Origin of the sequence: Vibrio sp. 10N.286.49.B3, from assembly GCF_002873395.1 — a bacterium.
In the GTDB taxonomy this organism is placed as follows: domain Bacteria; phylum Pseudomonadota; class Gammaproteobacteria; order Enterobacterales; family Vibrionaceae; genus Vibrio.
On sequence record NZ_MCUV01000001.1, the window covers coordinates 25,751 to 50,515 of the forward strand.

General features: G+C 39.7%; 19 protein-coding genes. 16 read left to right on the forward strand and 3 right to left on the reverse strand.

Going from position 1 to position 24,765, the window contains the following annotated elements; all coding sequences use genetic code 11:
• The first annotated feature begins 4 nt into the window (after positions 1–4).
• From BCU68_RS00110 to rmf, 14 genes are all read left to right on the forward strand, one after another.
• Complete coding sequence (locus tag BCU68_RS00110; protein WP_102562762.1) at positions 5–496, forward strand: GAF domain-containing protein; 492 nt, start codon at positions 5–7, stop codon at positions 494–496.
• Between the two features lie 101 nt (positions 497–597).
• Positions 598–1,233 (forward strand): RNA chaperone ProQ, encoded by a 636-nt coding sequence (gene proQ / locus BCU68_RS00115; RefSeq protein ID WP_102562763.1) that lies wholly within the window; start codon positions 598–600, stop codon positions 1,231–1,233.
• Between the two features lie 17 nt (positions 1,234–1,250).
• Entirely contained in the window at positions 1,251–3,245 is a 1,995-nt protein-coding gene (gene prc, locus BCU68_RS00120) for a carboxy terminal-processing peptidase (RefSeq protein WP_102562764.1), read from the forward strand.
• Between the two features lie 144 nt (positions 3,246–3,389).
• Positions 3,390–4,076 carry a hypothetical protein gene (locus BCU68_RS00125; RefSeq protein WP_102563145.1) on the forward strand — a complete coding sequence of 229 codons (687 nt, stop codon included), beginning with the start codon at positions 3,390–3,392 and terminating at the stop codon, positions 4,074–4,076.
• A gap of 237 nt (positions 4,077–4,313) precedes the next feature.
• Positions 4,314–6,920 carry an aminopeptidase N gene (pepN, locus tag BCU68_RS00130; protein WP_102562765.1) on the forward strand — a complete coding sequence of 869 codons (2,607 nt, stop codon included), beginning with the start codon at positions 4,314–4,316 and terminating at the stop codon, positions 6,918–6,920.
• 77 nt (positions 6,921–6,997) lie between these two features.
• Positions 6,998–7,216, forward strand: a complete 219-nt coding sequence (locus tag BCU68_RS00135; RefSeq protein ID WP_102562766.1) for a DUF2835 domain-containing protein — start codon at positions 6,998–7,000, stop codon at positions 7,214–7,216.
• 225 nt (positions 7,217–7,441) lie between these two features.
• The gene (locus BCU68_RS00140; RefSeq protein WP_102562767.1) at positions 7,442–12,283 is read left to right on the forward strand and encodes an NAD-glutamate dehydrogenase; all 4,842 of its coding nucleotides are present in this window, start codon (positions 7,442–7,444) and stop codon (positions 12,281–12,283) included.
• Positions 12,284–12,330: 47 nt separating this feature from the next.
• Positions 12,331–13,341 (forward strand): quinone-dependent dihydroorotate dehydrogenase, encoded by a 1,011-nt coding sequence (gene pyrD, locus BCU68_RS00145; RefSeq protein WP_102562768.1) that lies wholly within the window; start codon positions 12,331–12,333, stop codon positions 13,339–13,341.
• A 174-nt stretch (positions 13,342–13,515) separates the two neighbouring features.
• Positions 13,516–14,058, forward strand: a complete 543-nt coding sequence (locus tag BCU68_RS00150; protein ID WP_102562769.1) for a cell division protein ZapC — start codon at positions 13,516–13,518, stop codon at positions 14,056–14,058.
• Positions 14,059–14,564: 506 nt separating this feature from the next.
• The gene (rlmKL, locus tag BCU68_RS00155) at positions 14,565–16,691 is read left to right on the forward strand and encodes a bifunctional 23S rRNA (guanine(2069)-N(7))-methyltransferase RlmK/23S rRNA (guanine(2445)-N(2))-methyltransferase RlmL (RefSeq protein ID WP_102562770.1); all 2,127 of its coding nucleotides are present in this window, start codon (positions 14,565–14,567) and stop codon (positions 16,689–16,691) included.
• An 18-nt stretch (positions 16,692–16,709) separates the two neighbouring features.
• The gene (locus BCU68_RS00160; RefSeq protein ID WP_102562771.1) at positions 16,710–16,952 is read left to right on the forward strand and encodes a glutaredoxin family protein; all 243 of its coding nucleotides are present in this window, start codon (positions 16,710–16,712) and stop codon (positions 16,950–16,952) included.
• Complete coding sequence (locus tag BCU68_RS00165; protein ID WP_102562772.1) at positions 16,930–18,846, forward strand: ABC transporter ATP-binding protein; 1,917 nt, start codon at positions 16,930–16,932, stop codon at positions 18,844–18,846. Before BCU68_RS00160 ends, BCU68_RS00165 begins: the two co-directional genes overlap by 23 nt.
• A gap of 6 nt (positions 18,847–18,852) precedes the next feature.
• The gene (locus BCU68_RS00170) at positions 18,853–20,598 is read left to right on the forward strand and encodes a DUF3466 family protein (RefSeq protein ID WP_102562773.1); all 1,746 of its coding nucleotides are present in this window, start codon (positions 18,853–18,855) and stop codon (positions 20,596–20,598) included.
• A gap of 160 nt (positions 20,599–20,758) precedes the next feature.
• Positions 20,759–20,932, forward strand: coding sequence for a ribosome modulation factor (gene rmf, locus BCU68_RS00175; RefSeq protein WP_102562774.1), 174 nt, complete (start codon positions 20,759–20,761; stop codon positions 20,930–20,932).
• Between the two features lie 133 nt (positions 20,933–21,065).
• Here rmf and fabA read toward each other — a convergent pair whose 3' ends face one another.
• Both fabA and BCU68_RS00185 read right to left on the reverse strand, forming a co-directional pair.
• On the reverse strand, positions 21,066–21,584 hold the full coding sequence (gene fabA, locus BCU68_RS00180; RefSeq protein ID WP_102562775.1) for a bifunctional 3-hydroxydecanoyl-ACP dehydratase/trans-2-decenoyl-ACP isomerase: 519 nt from the start codon (positions 21,582–21,584) through the stop codon (positions 21,066–21,068).
• Between the two features lie 72 nt (positions 21,585–21,656).
• Positions 21,657–23,300 carry a Lon protease family protein gene (locus BCU68_RS00185; RefSeq protein WP_102562776.1) on the reverse strand — a complete coding sequence of 548 codons (1,644 nt, stop codon included), beginning with the start codon at positions 23,298–23,300 and terminating at the stop codon, positions 21,657–21,659.
• A 185-nt stretch (positions 23,301–23,485) separates the two neighbouring features.
• On the opposite strand from BCU68_RS00185, the gene matP reads away from it, so the two are divergent.
• On the forward strand, positions 23,486–23,935 hold the full coding sequence (gene matP / locus BCU68_RS00190; RefSeq protein WP_102562777.1) for a macrodomain Ter protein MatP: 450 nt from the start codon (positions 23,486–23,488) through the stop codon (positions 23,933–23,935).
• 22 nt (positions 23,936–23,957) lie between these two features.
• The gene (locus tag BCU68_RS00195; RefSeq protein ID WP_102563146.1) at positions 23,958–24,269 is read left to right on the forward strand and encodes a DUF3634 family protein; all 312 of its coding nucleotides are present in this window, start codon (positions 23,958–23,960) and stop codon (positions 24,267–24,269) included.
• Here the strand turns inward: BCU68_RS00195 and BCU68_RS00200 are convergent.
• On the reverse strand, positions 24,266–24,679 hold the full coding sequence (locus BCU68_RS00200; protein ID WP_102562778.1) for a response regulator: 414 nt from the start codon (positions 24,677–24,679) through the stop codon (positions 24,266–24,268). The genes BCU68_RS00195 and BCU68_RS00200 overlap by 4 nt on opposite strands.
• Positions 24,680–24,765: the final 86 nt, after the last annotated feature.

Below are 24,765 nucleotides of genomic sequence, written 5' to 3' on the forward strand. Positions count from 1 at the left end.
TACTATGAAAATAGAACACTATGAGCGCTTAACCAAACAAGCTTTAGCATTAATTGAATCAGAAAGTGACCTAGTAGCCAACTTAGCGAATATAAGTGCGCTATTATCAATGGAGTTAGAACACTTAAATTGGGTCGGCTTTTACTTAGTTAAGCCAAGTAAAAGTAGCCAAGAGAAAGAGTTGGTTTTAGGACCATTCCAAGGCTTACCAGCTTGTGTCAGAATTCCATTTGGAAGAGGGGTGTGTGGTACGGCGGTTCAAACTAATACCGTACAGCGTATACATGACGTTCATACCTTTGAAGGGCATATTGCCTGCGATGCAGCAAGTAACTCGGAACTCGTGATTCCTTTTTCAATTGGTGGTGAAATAGCGGGAGTGTTAGATATCGATAGCCCAAATGTTGGTCGATTTAGCGAAATTGATGAGCAAGGGCTGACAAAATTGATGTCAGAAGCCGAAAAGGTGCTCAATTCACACGCTAACAAGCATTAATTAATATTTGAGTGTGGTTTTTCCGTTGCATCTCTCTATAATACGTAAATTATTTTATCTTAATGATGCCAGCGGAATAACCGCAATAACCAGGAACCCTCATGGAAAACACTGAAAAGTTAAAAAACAGCAAAGAAGTTATCGCATATATTGCTGAATGTTTCCCTAAATGCTTTACTTTAGAAGGTGAAGCTAAACCACTTAAAATTGGTATTTTTCAAGATCTTGCTGAACGTCTAAATGAAGATGAAAAAGTAAGTAAAACTCAACTGCGTGCAGCTTTACGTCAGTACACTTCATCATGGCGCTACCTTCACGGTGCTAAACCTGGTGCTGTTCGTGTTGATCTAGATGGCAATGACGCTGGTGAGTTAGAAGAAGAACATGTAGAGCACGCAAAAACAGCACTTGCTGAAAGCAAAGCTCGCGTACAAGCTCGTCGTAAAGAGCAAGCACAAAAAGCACGTGAAGAGAACAAAGCAGCAGCGAAAGCAAAAACTGCTAAAAAACCTCAAGCTCGTCGTGCTGCACCAAAAGCAAAACCGGCGACACAAGATAAGCCAGTTGAAACTCGCGCTCTAAATGCTGATGAACTAATCACAGGTAAGAACGTAAATATCAACATGGGTAAAGGAAACATGGCTGCGACCATTGTTGAAATCAATAAGGAAGATGTGCGTGTTCAACTTGCAAACGGCCTACAAATGGTTGTGAAAGCGGAGCACTTGCGCGCATAAAGGAGATACTCCTACGCATGAAATGCCGTTCAAAATTGACATTGATCACTGCTAGCTTATGGCTAGCAGTATCATCTGCTCAGGCTTTAGAAGCCAAACTTGATAAAGATGATCTACCTTTATTAACTCCAGAAGCTCAACATGAGACTGCGAGTAAAAGGGTTACATCACGCTTTACCCGTTCTCACTATAAACACTTCAACCTAAACGACGATTTCTCTAAAGCCATTTTCGAACGCTATATCGAAATGCTGGACTTTAATCGTAATATCTTTACACAGGCTGATATTGACTCTTTTTCTGAGTGGTCGATTCAACTCGATGACCAGCTGAAAGTTGGTAATAACCAGATTGCTTTTGATGTTTATAACTTATCAATGCAAAAACGTTTCGAACGCTTTCAATACGCTTTATCTTTGCTTGATGATGAAATCAAATTCGATGCCGATGAATCCATAGAACTCGATCGTTCAGAAGCTAACTGGCCTCAAAACCAAGCCGAAGTGGATGAGTTATGGCGTAAGCGTGTTAAGTATGATGCATTGAACTTGAAATTAACTGGTAAAGAGTGGTCTGAAATTCAAGAGACTTTAGCGAAGCGCTACAACAATGCCATGAAGCGCTTAACTCAATCTCATAATGAAGATGCATTTCAGCTTTATATGAACGCCTTTGCTCGTGAAGTCGACCCTCATACCAGTTATCTTTCGCCAAGAAATGCCGAACAATTCCAATCGGAAATGAATCTCTCTTTGGAAGGAATCGGAGCCGTCTTACAAATGACGGATGACTATACAGTTATTCGTTCGCTCGTTGCTGGTGGACCGGCATCAAGTAGTAAGCAGCTTGGTGAAGGGGATCGCATTGTTGGTGTTGGTCAAGATGGTAAAGAGATCGTTGATGTTATTGGCTGGCGACTTGATGATGTTGTTCAATTAATCAAAGGGCCGAAAGGTACTAAGGTTCAGTTGCAAATTTTACCAGAAGGTAAAGATGCTAAGAATCGCGTTGTGACTATTGTTCGAGATAAAATTCGTTTAGAAGATCGCGCGGTAAAATCGGAAGTTATAGAAAAAGCGGGTAAAAAAATAGGGGTTCTTGAAGTTCCTAGTTTCTATGTTGGCTTAGCAAAAGACACCGATAAACTTATTAGCGAACTGAAGCAGAAAGAGATCGACGGTATTATTGTTGACCTTCGTAACAATGGTGGCGGTGCGTTAACAGAAGCAACAGCACTCTCAGGGCTCTTTATTGAAAGTGGTCCAGTGGTTCAAGTTCGTGATAGCTACGGTCGCGTCAACGTTAATAGTGACACTGGTGGAGAAATCAGTTATCAAGGTCCGTTGACTGTTTTAGTTAACCGCTATAGCGCTTCTGCCTCAGAAATTTTTGCTGCAGCAATGCAAGATTACGGTCGAGCTATTGTACTGGGTGAAAACTCTTTTGGTAAAGGAACGGTACAGCAGCATCGTTCTTTAAGTCATATATATGATCTAGGCGATAAAAAGCTTGGTTACGTTCAATATACGATTCAAAAGTTTTATCGAATCAATGGTGGTAGTACACAGAATAAAGGGGTGATTCCTGATATTTCATTCCCAACCGCTATTAATCCTGCTGAAACAGGCGAAAGTGTTGAAGATAATGCTCTGCCTTGGGATCGCATTGATAAAGCAAAATATGATGTATTACAAGGTAACGAAAAGCAGATCGCGAGTTTAACAACGCTTCATGAAAAACGTATTGCTTCAGATATGGAGTTTGGCTTTATTGCTCAAGATATTGCTAAATACAAAGCAGATAAAGATGATAACACTTTATCTCTCAATGAAGCCGTTCGTCAGAAAGAAGCCGATGATGCCGATGAGTTGCGTTTAAGTCGTATTAACCAGCGTCAAAAAGTATTGGGTGAAGAAACTTTTGCTCAATTAGACGATGTGCCAAAAGACTATGAAGCTCCAGATAGTTATTTAAATGAATCTGTAGCGATTATGGTCGATATGCTGAAGTAATATAACTCATTGAATATAAAATATATAAAGCGAGCCTGGTGCTCGCTTTTTTTATTTGCGCAAATAAAAAGTGTGATTTAGATCAAGTTTTTTAGCTTTATTGTTTAACTCAATCTAGACTTAAAAAAAAGAGAGGGTTTTATGATGAAATGGATAATGATCGTGTGTGTATGTTTTAGTGTATTTTTGACGAATTTAACCAGTGTGCAAGCATCCACGCAAAAGCGAGATAATAGTGATCTAACTCAATTTGATTTACCCCTCCTGATTGGCGATTGGTACTTACTCAATCCAAACCCAGAGTCATCCAATGAAGATTTCTTAGCGATAAAACTGACGCTTTCTTCAAATTATGATTTTTCTATTGATATCCAAAAGAAAGATTACACTGTTGATCATTGGGAAGGGTTATTCACCGCCAATACCGACACTATTATTCTTGGTATCAATACGCCTCAGCCCCAAGCCTATAAGTACGATAGTAATCATAATATTTTAGATTTAAATGGCGTTCGTTTTACCAAAGCTCTGCCTAATGCATTAGCTGGTATTTGGTCTAGTGAGCATTTAGGTGGTGAGGGCTTGTTAGCCAGTGAAGTTGATCAAATGGATTTAGTACTGCAGCCTGATTTTGTTTTTATGTTCAAAGTTAGCTCTGACGAAGGGGATGAAGTGGTCCACCAAGGGATCTATTATACCGAAGGCAACCACCTTGTATTGTTGTACCCTGAAGGTGAACATGAAACAACGTATACCTTATCTCAAGATAAACTGACTTTAGAAGGTGAAGGTGGCGATATGTTTGCGGTTTTAAATCGAGTGAATAATTAACTGTATATAAATACAGTGGTGGCTGTTTTGGTATAAAATAGCCATTTAATTCGCTACCAAGCTTATATGTTGCTCGTTTTTTCGCCGCTAATGGCATGATATCGTTTGTATATGATAAAATCTGTCACAAAATTGAGGTATTAAACTTAAATACCTCAATTTTATCCATTTATACTTGTTTTCTTAGCAAACTCCCCGTAGAAATATAACTAAGATTAAGCGAACAAGGACTCAGACATGGCACATACTCCCCAAGCCAAATATCGCAAAGACTATCAAGCTCCAACTCATCTCATTTCAGACATTGATCTCACCTTTGACTTACATGACACATCAACATTGGTTACCGCTGTGTCAAGTGTCACACAGCAAACAGAGGTAACAACATTATTTTTAGCCGGAGAAAACCTAACTCTAAAAGAGCTAAAAATTAATGGTGAGTTATGGACGGAATATCAATCTAGTGATCTTGGTTTAACCATTTCTGGACTACCAGCAGAATTTGCCCTATCAATTATTACTCAAGTGAATCCGCAAGCGAATAGTGCATTAGAAGGTTTATATAAATCTGGTGGTGCATTCTGTACCCAATGTGAAGCAGAAGGTTTCCGTCGTATTACCTATTATATGGATCGACCGGATGTGCTAGCGAAATACACGACAACTGTTATTGCGGATAAAGCTGAAAACCCGTTTCTCCTTAGTAATGGTAACCGAATTGACCAGGGTGATTTAGACGATGGTCGTCACTGGGTTAAATGGCAAGATCCGCATCCTAAACCCGCTTATCTATTTGCTTTGGTTGCTGGTGATTTCGATGTGCAGCGAGATACATTTACTACTAAATCAGGTCGTGATGTTGCGCTAGAGATATTTGTTGATAAAGGTAATTTAAATCGAGCTGGGCATGCCATGACATCATTGATTAATTCGATGAAGTGGGATGAAGCACGTTTCAATCTAGAATATGACCTTGATATATACATGATCGTTGCTGTCGACTTTTTTAATATGGGCGCCATGGAGAATAAAGGTTTAAACGTCTTTAACTCTAAATTTGTTCTAGCTAATGAGCAAACGGCTACCGATACCGATTATCTAGGGATTGAGGCGGTTATTGGTCATGAATATTTCCATAACTGGACAGGTAACCGTGTTACTTGCCGCGACTGGTTTCAATTAAGCTTGAAAGAAGGTTTAACCGTTTTTCGTGATCAAGAGTTCTCTTCAGACTTAGGGTCAAGAGCCGTCAACCGAATTAGTAATGTCCGTACTATCCGTGGACCTCAATTTGCTGAAGACGCAAGTCCTATGTCACACCCAATTCGCCCAGATAAAGTTATCGAAATGAATAACTTCTATACGTTAACGGTGTATGAAAAGGGCAGTGAAGTTATTCGCATGATGCATACCCTCCTTGGTGAAAATGCTTTCCAGAAAGGTATGGCACTTTATTTCGAACGCCATGACGGTACAGCCGCGACTTGTGAAGACTTTGTTTGTGCAATGGAAAATGCATCAGGTATTGACCTTAGTCAGTTCCGTTTATGGTATAGCCAGTCAGGAACACCCACACTTAAAGTTTCAAGTCACTATGATGCACAAAAACAGTCGTATGCATTAACCATTGAGCAATCTACTGAAGCAACGCATGAGCAAAAAGAGAAACGTGCACTACATATCCCATTTGATATTGAGCTCTATGCACCATCAGGTGAGGTGGTGGAGTTACAATGTAACGGTAAGCCAGTACATAACGTATTAGATGTAACAGAAGAAAAGCAGACGTTCGTATTTGATCAGGTAACTGTCGAGCCTATTCCATCTTTACTGCGTGAGTTTTCTGCACCAGTTAAATTAGAATACAACTATTCAGATGATGAACTGATTTTCTTAATGAGTCATGCTCGTAATGATTTTGCTCGTTGGGATGCAGGTCAAATACTACTGGGTAAATACATTCGCTCTAATGTACTTAATATCCAAAGAGGGGAAGCTTATCAATTAGATGAAGCTGTGATTGATGCATTTCGTGGGATTTTATTAAGTAAAGACTTGGAACCTGCCTTTATTGCCGAAGTCTTATCATTGCCGAGTCACAATGAAGTATCAGGTTGGTATAAAAAAGTAGACGTTGATGCGATTAGTCATGTTTTACGATGGCTAAAGAAAACATTAGCAGAGGCATTAGTTGATGAATTCACAGCGCTTTACCATCACTTGTCTCAAGAAGAGTACAGTGTAGAGCACCATGCTATTGGTCAGCGCGCATTACGCAATATCTGTTTGGCTTTCTTAGCCTATACCAACGCTGGTAATGAACTTGTACTTGAGCAATATCAACAAGCGAATAATATGACAGATACCATCGCAGCCATGTCCGCAGCAAATGCGTGTCAATTAGCATGTCGTGAAAGCTTAATGCAAGATTACAGCAATAAGTGGCAGCATGACGGTTTAGTTATGGATAAGTGGTTTGCACTGCAAGGCTCAAACCCTGCGGATAATGTATTAGCTGAAATTAAGACAGCGATGCAGCACTCTGCATTTAGCTTAAAGAACCCAAATCGAACACGTAACTTGATTGGTGCCTTCTTAAATATGAACCCAGTACAGTTTCATGCCGTTGATGGTAAAGGTTATCAATTTGCCGGTGAGATCTTGCGACAATTAAATAGTAGTAATCCACAGGTTGCTTCACGTTTAATCGATCCATTATTAAAATATCGTCGTTATGATAAAGTTCGCCAAGATCTAATCAAGACGGAATTAGAGTCGTTACGTGCTATGGATGATCTTGCCAAAGATCTTTTCGAGAAAGTAACCAAGGCACTCGAAGACTAATAACCCTTAATTATTAATAAATAATAGCCAAATGGATCGAAAGGATCTATTTGGCTTTACTATGTGAATATATCGCTATGAAATACCATTTTTTTCGCTTAAACATTTCCTACCAAGCATTTCTTGCGCATTACTCAGGTAGAGCATCCTATGTACAGGTGACGACAGAAGAGGGGCTAAGCTTAAAATTACCCGCCTTTCGTTTTCGTCCGTTACTGACTCATAGAGGTATCGAAGGACGCTTCAAGTTAACGACCGATGTGAACAATAAATTCTTACGTTTAGAGATGATATAACCCATTTAAATACAACAGATTAAAAAGGAACGAATTCTTTAAGATAAATATTATGCAATCTCACTCGCACTTCACAATTAAACCTATTAACCTTTAGGTAATAATGTATTTACAATGTAGTCATGCATTATTAGCGCTTAAGTCTATTGCGTCTGCGGTTAGCATCCGTTTAATGCGATGTTTAAGCCATTCCCTATAAAAACAATACAAATTGTGGAGTGTGTTATGACCGCACGAGAAACAGTTGTTCCCGTCCTAATAGAGAAAGTATACCAACTCATTCATGAGAAGTTAGGTGTTACTTATCAGCCACTTGTTACTCAATTAGCCCAACACCTTTTTAATAATATTGCTCAACAAGACTTGCATCACCGCAATGAGTCTGACTTATACGGTGCCGTTGTCAGTCTGTGGCACCACGTCAATGAGAAAAAAGCGCAGGATATCTCTGTCCGAGTATTTAATCCAACGGTAAGTCAGCAAGGTTGGCAGTCAACGCATACGATTGTTGAAATTGTTGTTCCGGATGGTCCATTTCTGGTTGATTCAATCAAAATGGCATTAAGTCGTCTTGAGCGTTCATCGCATCTAATGTTGCATGGTCCGACGCAATTGAAGCGCTCAAAAGCGGGTCATGTGGTGGCTATTAATGACGGAAGTGGCGATGTTCAATCCTTATTTCATATTGAAGTGGATAGGTTAAGCAATAAAGAAGAGATGCATGCATTAAAAGCAGAGCTACTTGATATTTTATTTGATTCAGGCTTAGTGGTTAATGACTGGCAAAAGATGGTTGATCGTTTGCGAGAAGTTACTGATCATGTCGAGCAGCAAAAAGATCATGCTTTGTTGGATAATAGTCATCATGAAGAAACATTGGCTTTTTTACGTTGGTTAGCAGAGCATAACTTTACTTTTATGGGTTACAAAGAATATGACCTAATTCATGATCATGGGGAAGTCACATTAACCCCAACCCCTGATGATGGTTTAGGGCTGTTTGCTAAGAAAAAGCGAGTGCGAAGTGTTCGACTTGATGAGTTTGCCGATTCTGCCCGTTTGGAAGCACAAAAGGCATTTAGACTCATCCTCACAAAAGGCAACACCCCTTCGCGTATTCACCGCCCAGCTTATACCGATTATGTTGGAATTAAGAAGTTTGATGAGAAAGGTCGTGTTATTGGTGAGCATCGCTTTACCGGTCTTTATACTTCCTCTGTATATAATCAAGGTGTTGCCAGCATTCCGTTAATTCGAGATAAAGTCGATCGCATCTTACAAGCGAGTGGCTACCACAAAGGTTCCTATTCTTATAAAGCACTGCATAACATACTTGAAAATTACCCTCGTGATGAACTGCTTCAAGCTAAAGAGGAAGAGTTACTTGAAGTGGCAATGGGAGTGGTACAGATGCAAGATAGGGACATGCTACGTCTGTTTGTACGTAAAGACCCCTTTGGACGTTTCTTTAGCTGTATGGTGTATGTAACCAAGGAGCGTTATAACACAGAGCTACGTCGTCAAACTCAACGTATCTTTAAGCAATTCTTTGGCTGTCAGCAGGAAGTTGAATTTACCACTTACTTTTCAGAAAGCCCTCTCGCTCGAACGCATTATATTGTCCGCGTTGATAACAATAATATGGATGTTGATGTGAAAGTGATCGAACAAAACCTCATGGAAGTGTCATCATCGTGGGATGATCGCCTTTCTCAATCTATTGTGGCTAACTTTGGAGAGAGCCAAGGACTACCACTTTCAAAAGAGTATATGCGCGCGTTCCCTCGTTCTTATAAAGAAGATGTTATGCCAGGTTCAGCAATGGCTGATATTGAACGTTTAGAGCACCTTAATGAAAATAATAAACTCGGTATGCTGTTTTACCGAGCTCAAGAAGAAGCAAAAGACTCAAAAGCCGTTCGGTTAAAGCTTTATCATAGCGATGAACCTATACACCTTTCAGATGTTATGCCTATGCTCGAAAATTTAGGTTTAAGAGTTATAGGGGAGTCACCTTATGAGATATCGAAAACCAATGGGCGTACATATTGGATCTTAGATTTCTCTATGCTACATAAAGGCAATGAGGGTGTTGATATTAGTGAGACGCAAGAGCGCTTTCAACAAGCATTTGCTGCAGTTTGGCATGGTAAGGTAGATAGCGATGGGTTTAATCGTCTTGTCTTAGGGGCAGGCTTAGAGGCTCGAGAAATATCAATTTTACGTGCTTATGCGCGATATATGCGCCAAGTCGGTTTTCCATTTAGTCAGCAATATATAGAAGATACCCTGTCACATTACCCCGATCTTGCGAAAGCGCTGGTGGATCTGTTTGTTGGGCGCTTTGATCCGAAATTAAAAAAGAATGTCAATCGTCAAGAAGGGCTGATCAAGAAGATCACCGAGAAGCTTATTGATGTCGAAAGCTTAGATGACGATCGTATTATACGCCGTTATATGGAAATGATTTGCGCCACTTTACGTACCAATTACTTCCAACACGATAATAAAGGGCAGCCTAAACCTTGGCTAGCGCTCAAGATGCAACCATGCTTGATTCCTGAAATTCCTGCGCCGGTTCCTGCCTTTGAAATTTTTGTTTATGCACCTGATATTGAAGGGGTTCATCTACGTGGCGGCAAGGTCGCTCGAGGAGGGTTACGTTGGTCAGATAGACAAGAAGACTTTAGAACAGAAATACTCGGTCTTGTAAAAGCTCAGCAAGTGAAAAATACGGTTATTGTGCCTGTGGGTGCAAAAGGTGGCTTTGTATGTAAGCGTCAATATTTGCTGACAACACGGGATGAGGTTTTTGCCGAAGGTCAACGTTGTTATCAGCGCTTTATTCGAGCGCTATTGGATGTCAGTGATAATATCATTGATGGTGTAATCGCCCCTCCGATCGATGTTGTCCGTCATGATCACGATGATCCTTATCTTGTTGTGGCAGCAGACAAAGGAACGGCAACCTTTTCCGATCTCGCTAACTCCGTTTCTGAGGAATATAACTTTTGGCTCGGTGATGCATTTGCTTCAGGTGGTTCGAATGGTTATGACCATAAAGCAATGGGGATCACGGCAAAAGGTGCTTGGGAGTCCGTAAAACGTCATTTTAGAGAGATGGGTATTGATTGTCAGCAAACCGACTTTACCACGATAGGTGTCGGTGACATGGCTGGAGATGTATTTGGTAATGGTATGTTGTTATCAAAGCATATTTGTTTACAAGCTGCATTCAATCATTTGCATATATTTATCGATCCCAACCCTGATGCTGCTATTACTTGGCAAGAAAGAGAACGTTTATTTAATTTACCTCGTTCAAGTTGGGATGATTATAACAAAGCACTTATTTCAAAAGGCGGTGGTATATTTTCGCGTCGGGCAAAATCCGTTACCTTGTCACCTGAAATACAATCTATGCTTGGAATTAAAAAGTCAGCAATGGCTCCAAATGATCTTATTAAAGCGATTCTATTAATGGAAGTGGACCTGTTATGGAATGGTGGGATAGGAACCTATGTTAAATCGACGTCTGAGAGTCATGTGGATGTCGGTGATCGTGCGAATGATAGCTTAAGAGTTGATGGGAAAGACTTGCGAGCAAAAGTTATTGGGGAAGGTGGCAATTTAGGTATGACTCAATTAGGTCGTATTGAATATGCCTTAGCTGGTGGTCGTGCTAATACTGATTTTGTTGATAATGTTGGTGGAGTGGATTGTTCAGATAACGAAGTGAATATCAAAATTTTCTTAAATGGATTAGTCACGAATGGTGATCTGACTGTTAAGCAAAGAAATCATATTCTCGAGTCAATGGAAGATGAGGTTGGTGAGATTGTATTAGATGATGCTTATTGCCAAGCAGAGTCTATTTCGGTAACAGAAGCGCAGGGGACACAATTAGTAAAAGAACAAATTCGCTTTATTCATTCAATGGAAAAGTCGGGGCACCTCGATAGGGCACTCGAGTATATCCCTAATGATGAAACTCTGTTAGAGCGTGAGAAACAAGGTTTTGGCTTAACTCGTCCAGAACTTGCTGTATTGGTTGCTTATGGAAAAATGGTTTTAAAAGAAGACTTAGTTGTGGATGAAATTGTTCAGGATAGCTTTCATGCCAAGCAATTAATTCAATATTTCCCTAATGAGTTACGATGTCACTATTTGGCACACATGGATAACCATCCACTACGATCGGAAATCATTGCGACGGGTCTTGCAAACCAAATGGTTAATGAAATGGGATGTAATTTTGTCACTCGTCTACAAGATGAAACGGGAGCAAGTGTTAGTGCGATTGCAAATGCCTATGCGGCTTCTCGAGAAATCTATGCTTTTGAAGCTGTTTTTAAGCAAATTCGTCAATTAGATAACAAAGCACAAACGGCAGCTCAATATGAACTTATTTTTCAGGTGAGACGCACTTTACGTCGGTTATCGCGTTGGATGCTAAGAAATCGTAGCGTTAAGCTCTCTGTAGACTCCCTGATAGAGCTTTATCAACATGATGTCAATGTGATATCAGATAAGCTCGATAGCATGCTGGTGGCTTCTGAGGTCGATGAGCACAATGCTTTAGCACAGAGTTGGATAGAACAGGGAATAGATAGTCCTTTAGCAAATCATGTTGCTCGTTTGTCGAGTTTAAACTCAATACTGGATATATCTACAGTATCTCGTGAAAGTGGTAAAAATATAGAACAAGCCGCTAAGTTATATTTCACTTTGGGCGATAAATTGTCATTGCATTGGTTTTTAAAACAAATTAATAATCAAGCAACGGATAATCATTGGCAGGCACTAGCAAGAGCGGCATTTAGAGAAGATCTAGATTGGCAACAAAGACAGCTGACAAAACAAGTTTTAAATTGCACTTGTTCTAATAAGGACTTTGATGTTTTGCAGGCATTAGATAACTGGATGGAGACCAATACCGTGTCACTTTGCCGCTGGGAAAGCATTTTAAATGAGTTCAAAGTGGGCTCTGTACATGAATTTGCAAAATTTTCGGTCGCTTTGCGAGAATTAATGCTATTAAATTTGAATTGTTCTTCAAATAAGTAAATAATACAGCCCCGTTTATAACGGGGTTTTTTTCTTTCGGAGGCACAATGCTTTACCGTCTAGCCAGAACTGGCTTTTTTCAACTTGATGCCGAAAAGGCACACGATCTTGCAATTCAAAATTTCAAACGCCTAACAGGCACTCCTCTTGATCTTTTTTATCGCCAACAGTTACCACATCGTCCAGTAGAATGCATGGGCTTAACCTTTAAAAATCCAGTAGGCTTAGCGGCTGGTTTGGATAAAAATGGCGAATGTATTGATGCATTTGGCGCTATGGGTTTTGGCTTTGTTGAAGTTGGTACCGTGACACCTCGTCCTCAATCAGGAAATGATAAGCCACGCTTATTCCGTTTGGTTGAAGCTGAAGGGATCATTAACCGCATGGGCTTTAATAACCTTGGTGTTGATAACCTTGTTGAAAATGTTAAGAAGTCAAATTATGACGGTATTATCGGGATTAATATTGGTAAGAACAAAGATACGCCAATAGAGAAGGGAGCGGAAGATTATCTGATCTGTATGGAGAAGGTATATCAATACGCAGGCTACATTGCTGTCAATATCTCTTCACCTAACACTCCTGGCTTGCGTAGTTTGCAATATGGTGAGGCGTTAGATGAGCTTCTTGCTGAACTAAAAGCAAAACAATTAGAACTAAAAGAGAAGCATGGTAAATATGTTCCTTTAGCTTTAAAAATTGCACCTGATTTAAGTGATGATGAAATTTCTCAAATTTGTGAGTCATTGCTGAAAAATAATATCGATGGTGTGATAGCAACCAATACAACTTTGGACCGCACGGTTGTTGAAGGTATGAAACATGCTAATGAAGCTGGTGGACTAAGTGGTCGCCCTGTTCAATCTCGTAGTACAGAGGTTGTTCGTCGCTTACATCAAGAGCTTGGTGATACGATTCCTGTTATCGGGGTTGGTGGTGTTGACTCGTTTGTAGCAGCGAAAGAAAAAATGATGGCAGGTGCAAAACTTGTTCAAGTTTATTCTGGCTTTATCTACAAGGGACCTGGTTTAGTAAAAGAAATTGTTAAAAACCTTTAATAATTGATCGCTAAGTAGTCACTTTAAATAGTTTGTAACAAAAAAGAGGAATTTATTTTCCTCTTTTTTTTTATACTCCACTTTGTAAAAATATATTAACAATAACGAAGATAGCTAGTGTTTATTACTTATCTTCGGGTAACACCTTACCGCTTGACTATTGAGAGACGAATAATGCTTAAACCCAGCAATACATGGAATTGGTACTATGAAGAGAATAAACAGACTCTTATGCTGGACCTGGGCGATGATCTCGTTTTTCAAACGAACCTTGCGCGTAAGTTATTAGTTAACTGTGCTTTATCAGCCAATGAATTTACGGTTGATGATGCAACCTCCTTTCAAACTTTCCGAGATCCAATCCACTCTTTATCGCTTTCTGAGCCCCGCCAGGCAGAGTTAACGCTCTATTGCGTAGCAGCAAAGCGCTTCCATAAACCTGTGCAACCTAGAAGCTGGTTCTTTGACCATCAAAGTGAAGGCTATGCGCCACAAGAGGCCGATGTGATTCGATTGGTGAATCAATACGGCTCTGGCTTATTTATTGTATTAGAAGTAGGGGACGGCTCTAGTCTTTGTACTTTTGTTGAGCTTGAAGAGATGGAACTGACCTCAGCAAAATCATTGAAGTTTGGTGACTCAATTAAAGTCATGCACGATAGAATGGTATGTGCGAACCATATGTTAAATACAGAAACGATTGCACTGGTCGGTTAATCACTTAATTCACACCAGATATAATGCCTTTCTTACCCAGCCCTAACGCTTAACACCCATTCGATATCGCTTAAATCCCTCAACATTTATCTGTTTGTCTGCCACTAAAACCCGATCTTGGTTACATAAATGCAATAAATATGCTGCGCCTTTGTTGCTGCTGGATGGTGTTAATCTGCATATTAAATAGATATCTATCACAATAATTCCTCTTTTTAGGGGTTGGAAATGACTTTAAATCGATCTGGTATATACCAATTTGGAAGTGAATATTAATTCGCGGGTGGTTTATGTTATTGTTATATTTGGTTTTAATTGCTTATGCCCTCAAACCTTTTATATTGCAGGCTTGTTTGGTTTCTAAAGGTAGGAAAACTGAAAATGCGATGGTTTGATGAAATAAACACCAATGATTCGATTTATTTACTTCATAAAGGCAGTTAGTTTGGTGTCAATAGTGGAAAGTCAGGTATAATTGAGACAATATTTATCAAGAAAAGAACACTATGAATCAATATCTAGCGGTTACCTCAAACGGCCTTGAGAACCTATTAGTTGAAGAACTAACACAATTAGGAATTTCTAACGCAAAGCCAGTACAAGCAGGCGTAAAGTTTAAAGCAACGAATGAACAAATTTATCGTTGCTGTTTGTGGAGCCGATTAGCCTCTCGATTTGTACGTATTCTTTCGGAGTTTAACTGTGTTGATGATATGGATTTATACCTATCTTCAACCGCAGTGAACTGGGTAAACCAATTCCATAGTTCAAAGTGTTTTGTGGTTGATTTTAACGGAACAAACCGTGAAATTCGCAACAGCCAATATGGTGCGATGAAAGTGAAAGATGCCATTGTTGATTGCTTTGAAAAGAAAGGTTTACCTCGTCCGTCAATCAGCAAAGAGCAACCAGACGTTCGTGTCCATGTTCGTTTACACCGTGAAAAAGCAATTTTAGGTGTTGATATGGTTGGTAGTGGTTTGCACCAACGTGGCTACCGTCCAGAGTCAGGCCGAGCACCACTGCGTGAAACTTTAGCTGCAGCGATCATTTTGCGTAGTGGCTGGAATCCAACTAAACCTTTCTTAGATCCTATGTGTGGTTCAGGTACCCTGGTTATTGAAGCTGCGATGATGGCAGCTAACATGGCGCCAGGTCTAAAACGTCAGCGTTGGAGCTTTGAGTCTTTAGAAGATTTCGAGCCTGAGTTATGGGCTGAAGTTAAGTCAGAAGCTAATGTGCAAGGTCGACGTGGTGTTAAAAAAGTCGAATGTAAATTCTATGGCTGTGATAACGATCCACGTGTTTTGCAAACGGCACGTGATAATGCTCGTCGCGCTGGTGTTGCTGATATTATTGAGTTCAAAGAAGGTGATGCTGCATCGGTTACCCGACCAAGTGAATTCACTGATGGTGTTTTAGTCTCTAACCCTCCATATGGTGAGCGTTTAGGTACTGCACCAGGCTTGATTGCTTTATACACAGCATTTGGTGCGCAACTGAAAGCTGAGTTTGGTGGATGCCAAGCGTCAATTTTTTCAAGTAACGATGAGCTATTGAGTTGCTTACGCATGCGTGCTGATAAGCAATTTAAACTGAGCAACGGTGCGTTACCTTGTCACCAAAAGAACTACTCAATTTCAGACCGTCCGATGTCAGAGCGTCCAACGGAGCAAAAAGAGTCCGTTATCGCACCAGACTTTGCGAACCGTCTAAAGAAAAATATCGGTAAAATAGGCAAATGGGCAAAACGTGAGCAACTGGATTGTTACCGTATCTATGATGCTGATTTACCAGAATACAATGTAGCGATTGATGTTTATCAAGACCATTTAGTTATTCAAGAGTATGCAGCGCCAAAAGACATCCCTGAAGAAAAGGCAAAGCGTCGACTAACCGATATCATTCGTGCAAGCATTCAAGTAACGGGTGTTGAAGCGAATAATGTTATTTTGAAAGTACGTGAACGTCAAAAAGGCCGCTCGCAATACCAAAAACTCGGTAAGCAGTCGCCAAAAATGGAAGTTGCAGAATACGGTGTGAAGTTAATCGTTAACTTACATGACTACTTAGATACTGGTCTTTTCCTTGATCACAAACTCACTCGTCGTCGTTTAGGTGAGTTAGCTGGCGGTAAAGACTTCTTAAACCTGTTTGCTTATACTGGCTCGGCAACCGTTCACGCTGCATGTGGTGGTGCTAAGTCAACAACAACAGTTGATATGTCAAATACCTACCTTGAGTGGGCAAAAGACAATATGACATTAAACGGAAAAGGCGGTAAACAGCACCAGTTTATTCAAGCCGATTGTTTGCAGTGGCTTGAGCGCGCAACCGGACAATATGACCTTATTTTTATTGATCCACCAACATTCTCAAACTCAAAGAGAATGGAGCAATCATTTGATATTCAAAGAGATCATATGATGTTAATGGAAAACTTAAAGCGTCTGTTGCGAACAAACGGTACGATTGTATTCTCAAATAACAAACGTCACTTCAAGATGGATTTAGATGCGATGGCGGAATTAGGGCTAAATGCTCAAAATATTTCATCACAAACGTTACCTCTAGATTTCTCTCGTAACAAACATATTCATAACTGCTGGGTGATTACTCATAAAGGTGAATGAATATAAGGACTGGCTAGGATGCTGATTCTTTATAGTACCAAAGGGTGTCATCTATGTGAGATGGCACTCTCTTTACTCCAACAACTGAATCTTGATGAACACGTTACTCTTATCGATATTGCTTTTGATGATGAACTGTTTTCTCGTTACGGCGTCACTATCCCCGTACTTCAATATCAAGATTCAGACCTTAACTGGCCTTTTGGGCCACATGAATTACAAGATTGGTTAACAAAACATGGCATTACTTACCATACATAATGGACAACTAGCGTTTGGCGATCACCCTTTATTGGATCGTGCAGATTTTGCATTACAAGAAAATGAACGTGTTTGTTTAGTCGGCCGTAACGGTGCTGGCAAATCAACATTGATGAAAATTTTAGCCGGTGAAATCATCATGGATGACGGCAAAATGCAGATCACTCAAGATGTGGTTGTTTCTCGTTTAGAGCAAGATCCACCACGAAATGAGCAAGGCACCGTTTACGATTACGTATCTGGTGGTTTAGCGGAAGTTGGTGAACAACTTAAAGCATATCATGAACTGCTGGATCTGATCGCATTAGAGCCAACTGAAAAGAACTTTAATAAATTATCACGAGTTCAAGAGCAGTTAGATCACTCAAATGCATGGCGCTTTGAAGATCGCGTAAGCAATGTACTTGCAGCGCTAAAGTTAGATGCAAGCATAAAGCTGACAGAACTATCGGGCGGTTGGCAACGTAAAGCAGCACTTGCTCGTGCACTTGTTTGTGATCCTGATGTGTTACTGCTTGATGAACCAACCAACCACCTTGATGTAACAACGATCGAGTGGTTAGAAGGTTTCTTAAAAGATTTCCGTGGTTCAATTATTTTCATCTCGCATGACCGTGCTTTCATCAAATCTATGTCGACACGAATTGTTGATCTTGACCGAGGTAAGTTAAGTTCATTCCCTGGTGACTACGAAAATTACTTAGTTGCTAAAGAAGAAGCTCTACGTGTTGAAGAGATGCAAAATGCAGAGTTTGATAAAAAACTCGCTCAAGAAGAAGTATGGATTCGTCAGGGTATTAAAGCTCGCCGAACTCGTAATGAAGGTCGAGTTCGTGCATTAGAAAAATTACGCCAAGAGCGTTCAGATCGTCGTTCAGTTCAAGGTAAAGCGAATATCCAACTGGATGAGTCAGCACGTTCGGGTAAAATTGTTTTTGAAGCTGAAAACCTTAGCTTTGCATTTGAAGGCAAGCAAATTGTTTCTGACTTCAGTTTCAATATCATGCGTGGTGATCGCATCGCATTAATTGGACCAAATGGTTGTGGTAAAAGTACCGTCCTTAAATTGCTACTTGATCAATTAAAACCAGATTCTGGTCGCTTACATTGTGGTACCAAATTAGAAGTTGCTTACTTTGACCAATACCGTGAAATCTTAGACCCTGAGAAATCAGTTATTGATAACCTGGCAGATGGTAAACAGGAAGTCACTATTGGTGGTCGAGAGCGTCACGCTTTAAGTTATCTACAAGATTTCTTATTCTCGCCAAAACGAGCTCGTACACCAGTAAAAGCCTTGTCAGGTGGTGAGAAAAACCGTTTACTTTTAGCGCGTATTTTCCTTAAATCAAACAACCTGTTAATTCTTGATGAACCAACCAATGATTTAGATATCGAAACATTGGAACTTTTAGAAGAATTACTTGCCAACTATCAGGGTACTTTGTTATTGGTAAGCCATGACCGTCAGTTTGTTGATAATACGGTTGCAACTAGCTGGATATTTGATGGGCAAGGGCAAGTTGAAGAGTTTGTTGGTGGTTACCATGATGCTCATGCACAGAAAAAACAAGCTGAAGCTTATAAAGTGGTTACAAAGCCAGCGGTTGCAGTAAAAGAGGTAGAGGAAACTCGCAAAAATACGGTAACAAAGGCACCAACAAAGAAGTTATCATATAAGCTGCAAAGAGAATTAGAGTCTCTACCTAATCTTTTAGAAGAGCTAGAAACAAAAATCGAAGCATTGCAAGTTCAAGTTAATGATGGCGATTTTTTTAGTAAGCCTATAGAAGAGACCAAAACTATATTAGATGAGTTATCTGTTGCAGAGCAGGAACTTGAAGTAGCTTTTGAGCGTTGGGAAGAGCTTGAGGCACTACAACAGGAAAGTTAATTAAGAATGAGTCATTTAAAATTTAAGCTAACCAGTGTTGCGGCACTGGTTTTATCCGCGACAAGTGCTAATGCCGCTTTATATCAAATCATTGAAGTTGAGCCTGTTGGGGTAAGCCTAACAGACACCACTGAAGTGTATGGTGAAGCTATTCAACCAGTGAGCAATTTAGAAACAGTAGATGAGCTAGGCTCTTTAGGTTGCTTTGATACTAGTGCTGATGCCGGTGTTTGTGAATCATATTTAGTTGCCGGTGATACTCGTGATGGTATTGAAGGCGTAAGCTTTCGTGAAGAAGTTGCTTTTAGTTTAGATAATAGCTTCTATTATATCCAAACGGATGATGGTGATGATTACTTCGAAAGTTATTGTTATCGTTACCTTGGTTATAGCACTTGTGAAGATAGTTGGGCTCCAGAGCAATGGTCTGGTTTCTCTTTGGAACGTAATGATGAAACTGTAGCTCAAGCTTTTATTGAAGGTGACGATAATGCTTTTGATAATAGTTATAATACGGTTATTAATAGCTTAACTGTTGAAGGTAAAGCTGCTGGCAATATGCGCACAGGTGCATCTTCACAAAGTGACTTTCAGGATAACCGTAATGAAGCGTTTTCTCCTGTACCTTTACCAGAACAACTACCAGATGATTATGACTACCAATCTCGTGCTTGGTTTACTGATGGCACATTCACTGTCGGCAGTGTGTCTAAAAAGTATACCAATGACAACGGCAATAGCTACCTATCTAAAGCAGCGATTTGGTCAGAGACAGACATACATACTTTTGATTGGACAGCGAGTCGAGAGAAAGATGGCGATCAACTATCTCAATCTAGTTTAAGATCTTTAAAGCAAAAAAACGAAAAGATCTATGCAGTTGGTTATGATACTTATTATGCTGACTCAAACTTGAATATGAATGCTTCGATTTTTGTTAGTGACTCAACCGAACTCGATGGTGCAGTATGGTCAACTTTACCGATAAACGGTGTTCAGATCGATAGTGACCGTATTTATGCGAACTCTGTAGCGACAGATATCAATAGCAACTTGGTCGTATTAGGGCAAGCGAAGCACTATAACGATAGAAACCCTGAGAATGGTGCGTATCCGGACAAAATTTTTGTTGCTGATTACACCGGCAATAATTCTTCTTCTGATACTTGGTCATCAGTGAAGTTTTTGAACTCAATGGGACAATCTATTTTCTTTAATGGTGCAGGTGGTAAAGCTGGCGCTATTAATAACTTCAATGAGATTGTTGGACAAATTGATTCTCAACAAAATCGAGAAGAAAATGGTAAGCAGCGTCGTCGCCGTGGGTTCATTTATCCATACGATCCAGTAGTTAGTGACCGAGCTGATATTTTTCAGAATAAAGCATGGTTACTTGATGACTTAACTAATGGTGGTGAATATAGTGATGCAAATAACCACTACCGTATCTATGATGCTACTGATATCAATGATGCCGGTGTGATTTCTGCTACAGCATTGAAATGTACTAATTCAAGCGGTGAAAGTTTGTCATATGACAGTACAGATCATAACTCTTACTGTAATGGTGGTGTTGGTAATACTGAAAAATTAGTTGCTGTTAAGTTAGTACCAATTCCTCAAGCAGATTCATCTTCAGATGAGGGGATTGTTCCTCGTGATTACATCAATGAATCAGCGGAACGCCAAGGAGCTGGACTTGGTTGGCTTGCTTTGACCTTCTTAGGTTGGATTAGTTTCCGTCGAAAATAATTTAATTTGTAAACGAGAGCAGAAGATCACAAATGTGGTTTTCTGTTTTTTTTGTGCTTGTGAAATCTCACATAATGGTCGATTATTAATCGTGCGCGTTGTATAAGGGCGCGCTATCAATAACCGCTGTACGTAAATGATTCCGTATGAGGACTGTACTATGAAGAGACAAAAACGCGATCGCTTAGAACGAGCTCAATCTCAAGGTTACAAAGCAGGCTTGAATGGTCGTTCACAAGAAGCTTGTCCATATCAACAAATGGACTCACGTTCTTATTGGTTAGGTGGTTGGCGAGACGCAAAAGATGACAAACAATCCGGTCTTTATAAATAGTAAGTAACATACCTTGTAAAAACAGCCCCCTAAATCTTACAGGGGGTTATTTTTATAACCGATGACGCACTATAACTAAAAATCAAACCAAAAAAATAACGGCTAGGTAATAGCCGCTATAAATAAGCCAATATTAAAAAGAAGAAGTATCTTGGAAAAGACCAACTTTAAGGTCTTTTGCTACATAAATCTCTTTACCGTCTACTAAAACTCGACCATCAGCCAATCCCATAACTAATCGACGATTGACAACACGCTTCATGTTTATTTCATAAGTGACTTTTTTGGCTGTCGGTAAGATTTGCCCTGTGAACTTAACTTCACCAACACCAAGAGCACGACCTTTACCTTCGCCGCCAACCCAACCTAAAAAGAAACCAACCAGTTGCCACATTGCATCTAAACCAAGGCAACCTGGCATTACAGGGTCACCTGGGAAGTGACAATCAAAAAACCATAAATCTGGAGTAATATCTAATTCAGCTAGAATTAAACCTTTCCCGAATTCACCCTCGGTTTCTGACATTTTAGTAATACGATCCATCATTAGCATATTAGGTGCAGGTAGTTGTGGGCCTGTAGGGCCGAAAAGCTCACCTTGACTAGAAGCTAAAAGGTCTTCACGAGTGTAAGAATCACGTTTGTTTTGCATTATCAATTTACTCCAATTTTTGATACGTGCATTTTAAGTGAACAAGTGTACGCTAAACAAGTCCGATCAGTACTAGACAAACCAGTTTCTAATGCGTCCCACCAAACCCGGTGGATGTTCGTGTCTTTCAAAATTTTCAATACGTTGCGTTATTTTATTAACAATACTGTCTTCATCTTCACCTTGAAATGGTTTACCAAGGATAAGCGGAATAGCTTCATCAACATTTGAGACTGACCAGATGTGAAACTCACCATTCTTGATGCTTTCTACCACATCTTTATGTAAGGCAAGATGCTTCATATTTACTGCTGGAAGAATCACGCCTTGATGGCCAGTAAAACCTTGATGTTGGCAGACATGATAAAAACCTTCAATTTTTTCATTTAAACCACCAACTGCTTGGATACGACCAAACTGATCGACAGAACCCGTCACTGCGATTTGCTGGTTGATTGGGCATTCAGATAGGGCGCTGACTAATGAACAAAGCTCAGCAAAAGAAGCACTATCACCATCAATTTCACTATAAGATTGTTCAAATGCGATGGATGCAGTGTAGGGTAATGACTCATCAAGATTAAGCGCTCGGCTAACAAATGCTTGGATAATCATCATACCTTTTGCATGTAAATTTCCGCCAAGTTCTGCTTTTCGCTCTATGTCTGAAACATCACCATCGCCAAAGTGGACAATACATGAAACTCGAGCAGGTTCACCATAAGAGATAGGATGACCTGGAACATCGATAACCGTTAATGCATTAATTTGTCCAATGCGTTCACCCGTAGTTTCAATCAGCACCTGACCATCCAGAATATCATCTAAGGCTCTTAGAGGTAGGTAAGATTCACCGTAATACTTATGTTCAATGGCTGTATCTAGATCTTGAGAAGAGAGATCATGACTGTTGCTATTAATCGCGGCTTCCGCTAAAAGTGCATTATGCCAAATAACACACAAGGGAAGACAAGTTTGATCTTCGGTTTCTCTCGCGCAAGCGGTTAATAGACGCGGCAGTGCATCCATTGTTAAGTTAGGTAGTTGAAAGTGAAGGCTTATCCACTTTAGGTAACCTAAGTAACGAGATAAGTTATCTTCATTTAGCTTAATGTCCATCTCAAGCTCAGCAAATAAACATAAGCCCGTTTGGATATCACTATCTAAATAATCGATATCACCCAGTTGAGAGCGATCACCCATTATGATTAGTTTCACATCATAGGTATGGCTTTGAGGTGATTCAATTGGGGTGCGCGGATCACAGTTAATAACAGGAACGGCATCGCCCAAGACGGCTGACTTTAAAATCCCCCAAGAGCTAGGGTTTGCTAAGATCAGATTAGCTGAGATAATTAAGTAACCACCTTGCGCCTGAGTCATAAGACCAGGAATCAATCGAGAAGAAGTGCCAGAGTATTGATCAAATAGGGAATTTATATCTAAAGACTCTGTTTTTATGATCGGTTTCTCTGTACCAAGCAGAATTTCTTGCTTCAAACCATCAACAATAATATTGTGATAAATAGAATTATCTGGCGCATTTATCAGCAACATCCGTGAAAGATTAGATAGCTTTTCAAACCTTGTTAACACTTGCTTTAGCCTTGGCTGCATGTCAAAAAAGGACAGGGGAGCTAGCGCTGAGAATTGATTTAATTGAGAGCTAAACTGATCATATTGTGGAGTGACTGCGCACCAGTTTTCTTGATTCATTGATTTCACAAATTGGTAATATAGACAGCAATTATATAGAAATAATAGCGTAGGGAATAGCGCTATCCATAATAATACTTCGATCATTCACAAAGGCTAAAATCGCACTGTTTTTTGACCATAATTGTTGTCTTTATAAAGCCAGTGAGTTACGCTGTCACTATAACCCTTATGAGCTAACAGTAATGAAATATCAACAACTTGAAAATTTGGAATGTGGCTGGAAATGGCAATATTTGGTCAGAAAGCACAAGGAAGGAGAGTCGATTACTTGTTACATTGACTCCAGTGAAATTGATCAGTCAATTCAAGCATTATTCGATATTGAGCATGAACCTCGCTTAGTTTTAGAATGGATTGATAAAAACTTAGCACCAGAATTAGATAACAAACTCAAGCAAGCGATCAGAGCGAAAAGAAAACGCCACTTTAACGCTGAGCAACTGCATACAAAAAAGAAATCGATTGATCTTGATTATCGTGTTTGGGAGAAACTCTCGCAACAGGCTAATGAATTAGGCTGTACATTATCAGATGCTATTGAGTATTTGGTTAGTGAAGCATCTCGCAGTGAAAAAGCGAGTCAAACAGTGACAAACTTAAAAGAAGATTTAAATAAATTACTAGCGGACTAACAAGGAGTAAGTTATGCCAGTCATGATGTATGTCATCATATTTTCCGCCATTTTATTATGTTGGTTATTTGCCTTTGATAAACCAACACTAAGAATTAAATTCAAAGATGGTAAAATAGAAAGTTTCAAAGGCCATTTACCACCATCTTTCAAACATAACCTGGTGGAGCTCGGTCGTAATACTCCTTTTAGTGGTGAGTTAAAAGCTTACCGCCAAAAGTCGGGAACCAGAATTAAGTTTTCAAAAACAATCCCGAATAAAATCCAGCAACGTATTCGCAATGTCTTCCCACACCAAGCGATTAAGTCTAGTGGGAAAAAGCGTAGTCGTTAATGCGCTGAATAAGCATCTAAAATTAGCTCAGATTTGAAAATTTTGGTTAAGCAGTTTTGCAGCTTTTGCATGGAAAGAGGCTTAACCAAATATCCATTGGGCTTAAGTGCCAAAACTTTCTTTACCGTATTCATTTCATTTTCACCGCTAACAATAATCACAGGTAACTCTGGGTATTGCTGCTTGATATAGACAAGAACGGGAATACCATCTAATTCTGTAGAAAGGTTTAAGTCTAAAAAAATACAATCGTACATTGTTTTTGATAAAGCATTATACGCAGCTTGAGTTGTAGGGGCATGCGAGATAGTTTGTAGCCTCAAACATTTCCGTAAGAGCTGACCTAGGATTTTTGCCATGACTTTGTTATCTTCAATAATTAAAACACGGTTCATATCAACAATATCCATTTGCTTGATTTGAAGGGATACCTTAAGTGTAGTCAGTGTTTTTTGTTTTTGGATCAAAATGACAAGATATCAATAACATACTAGAG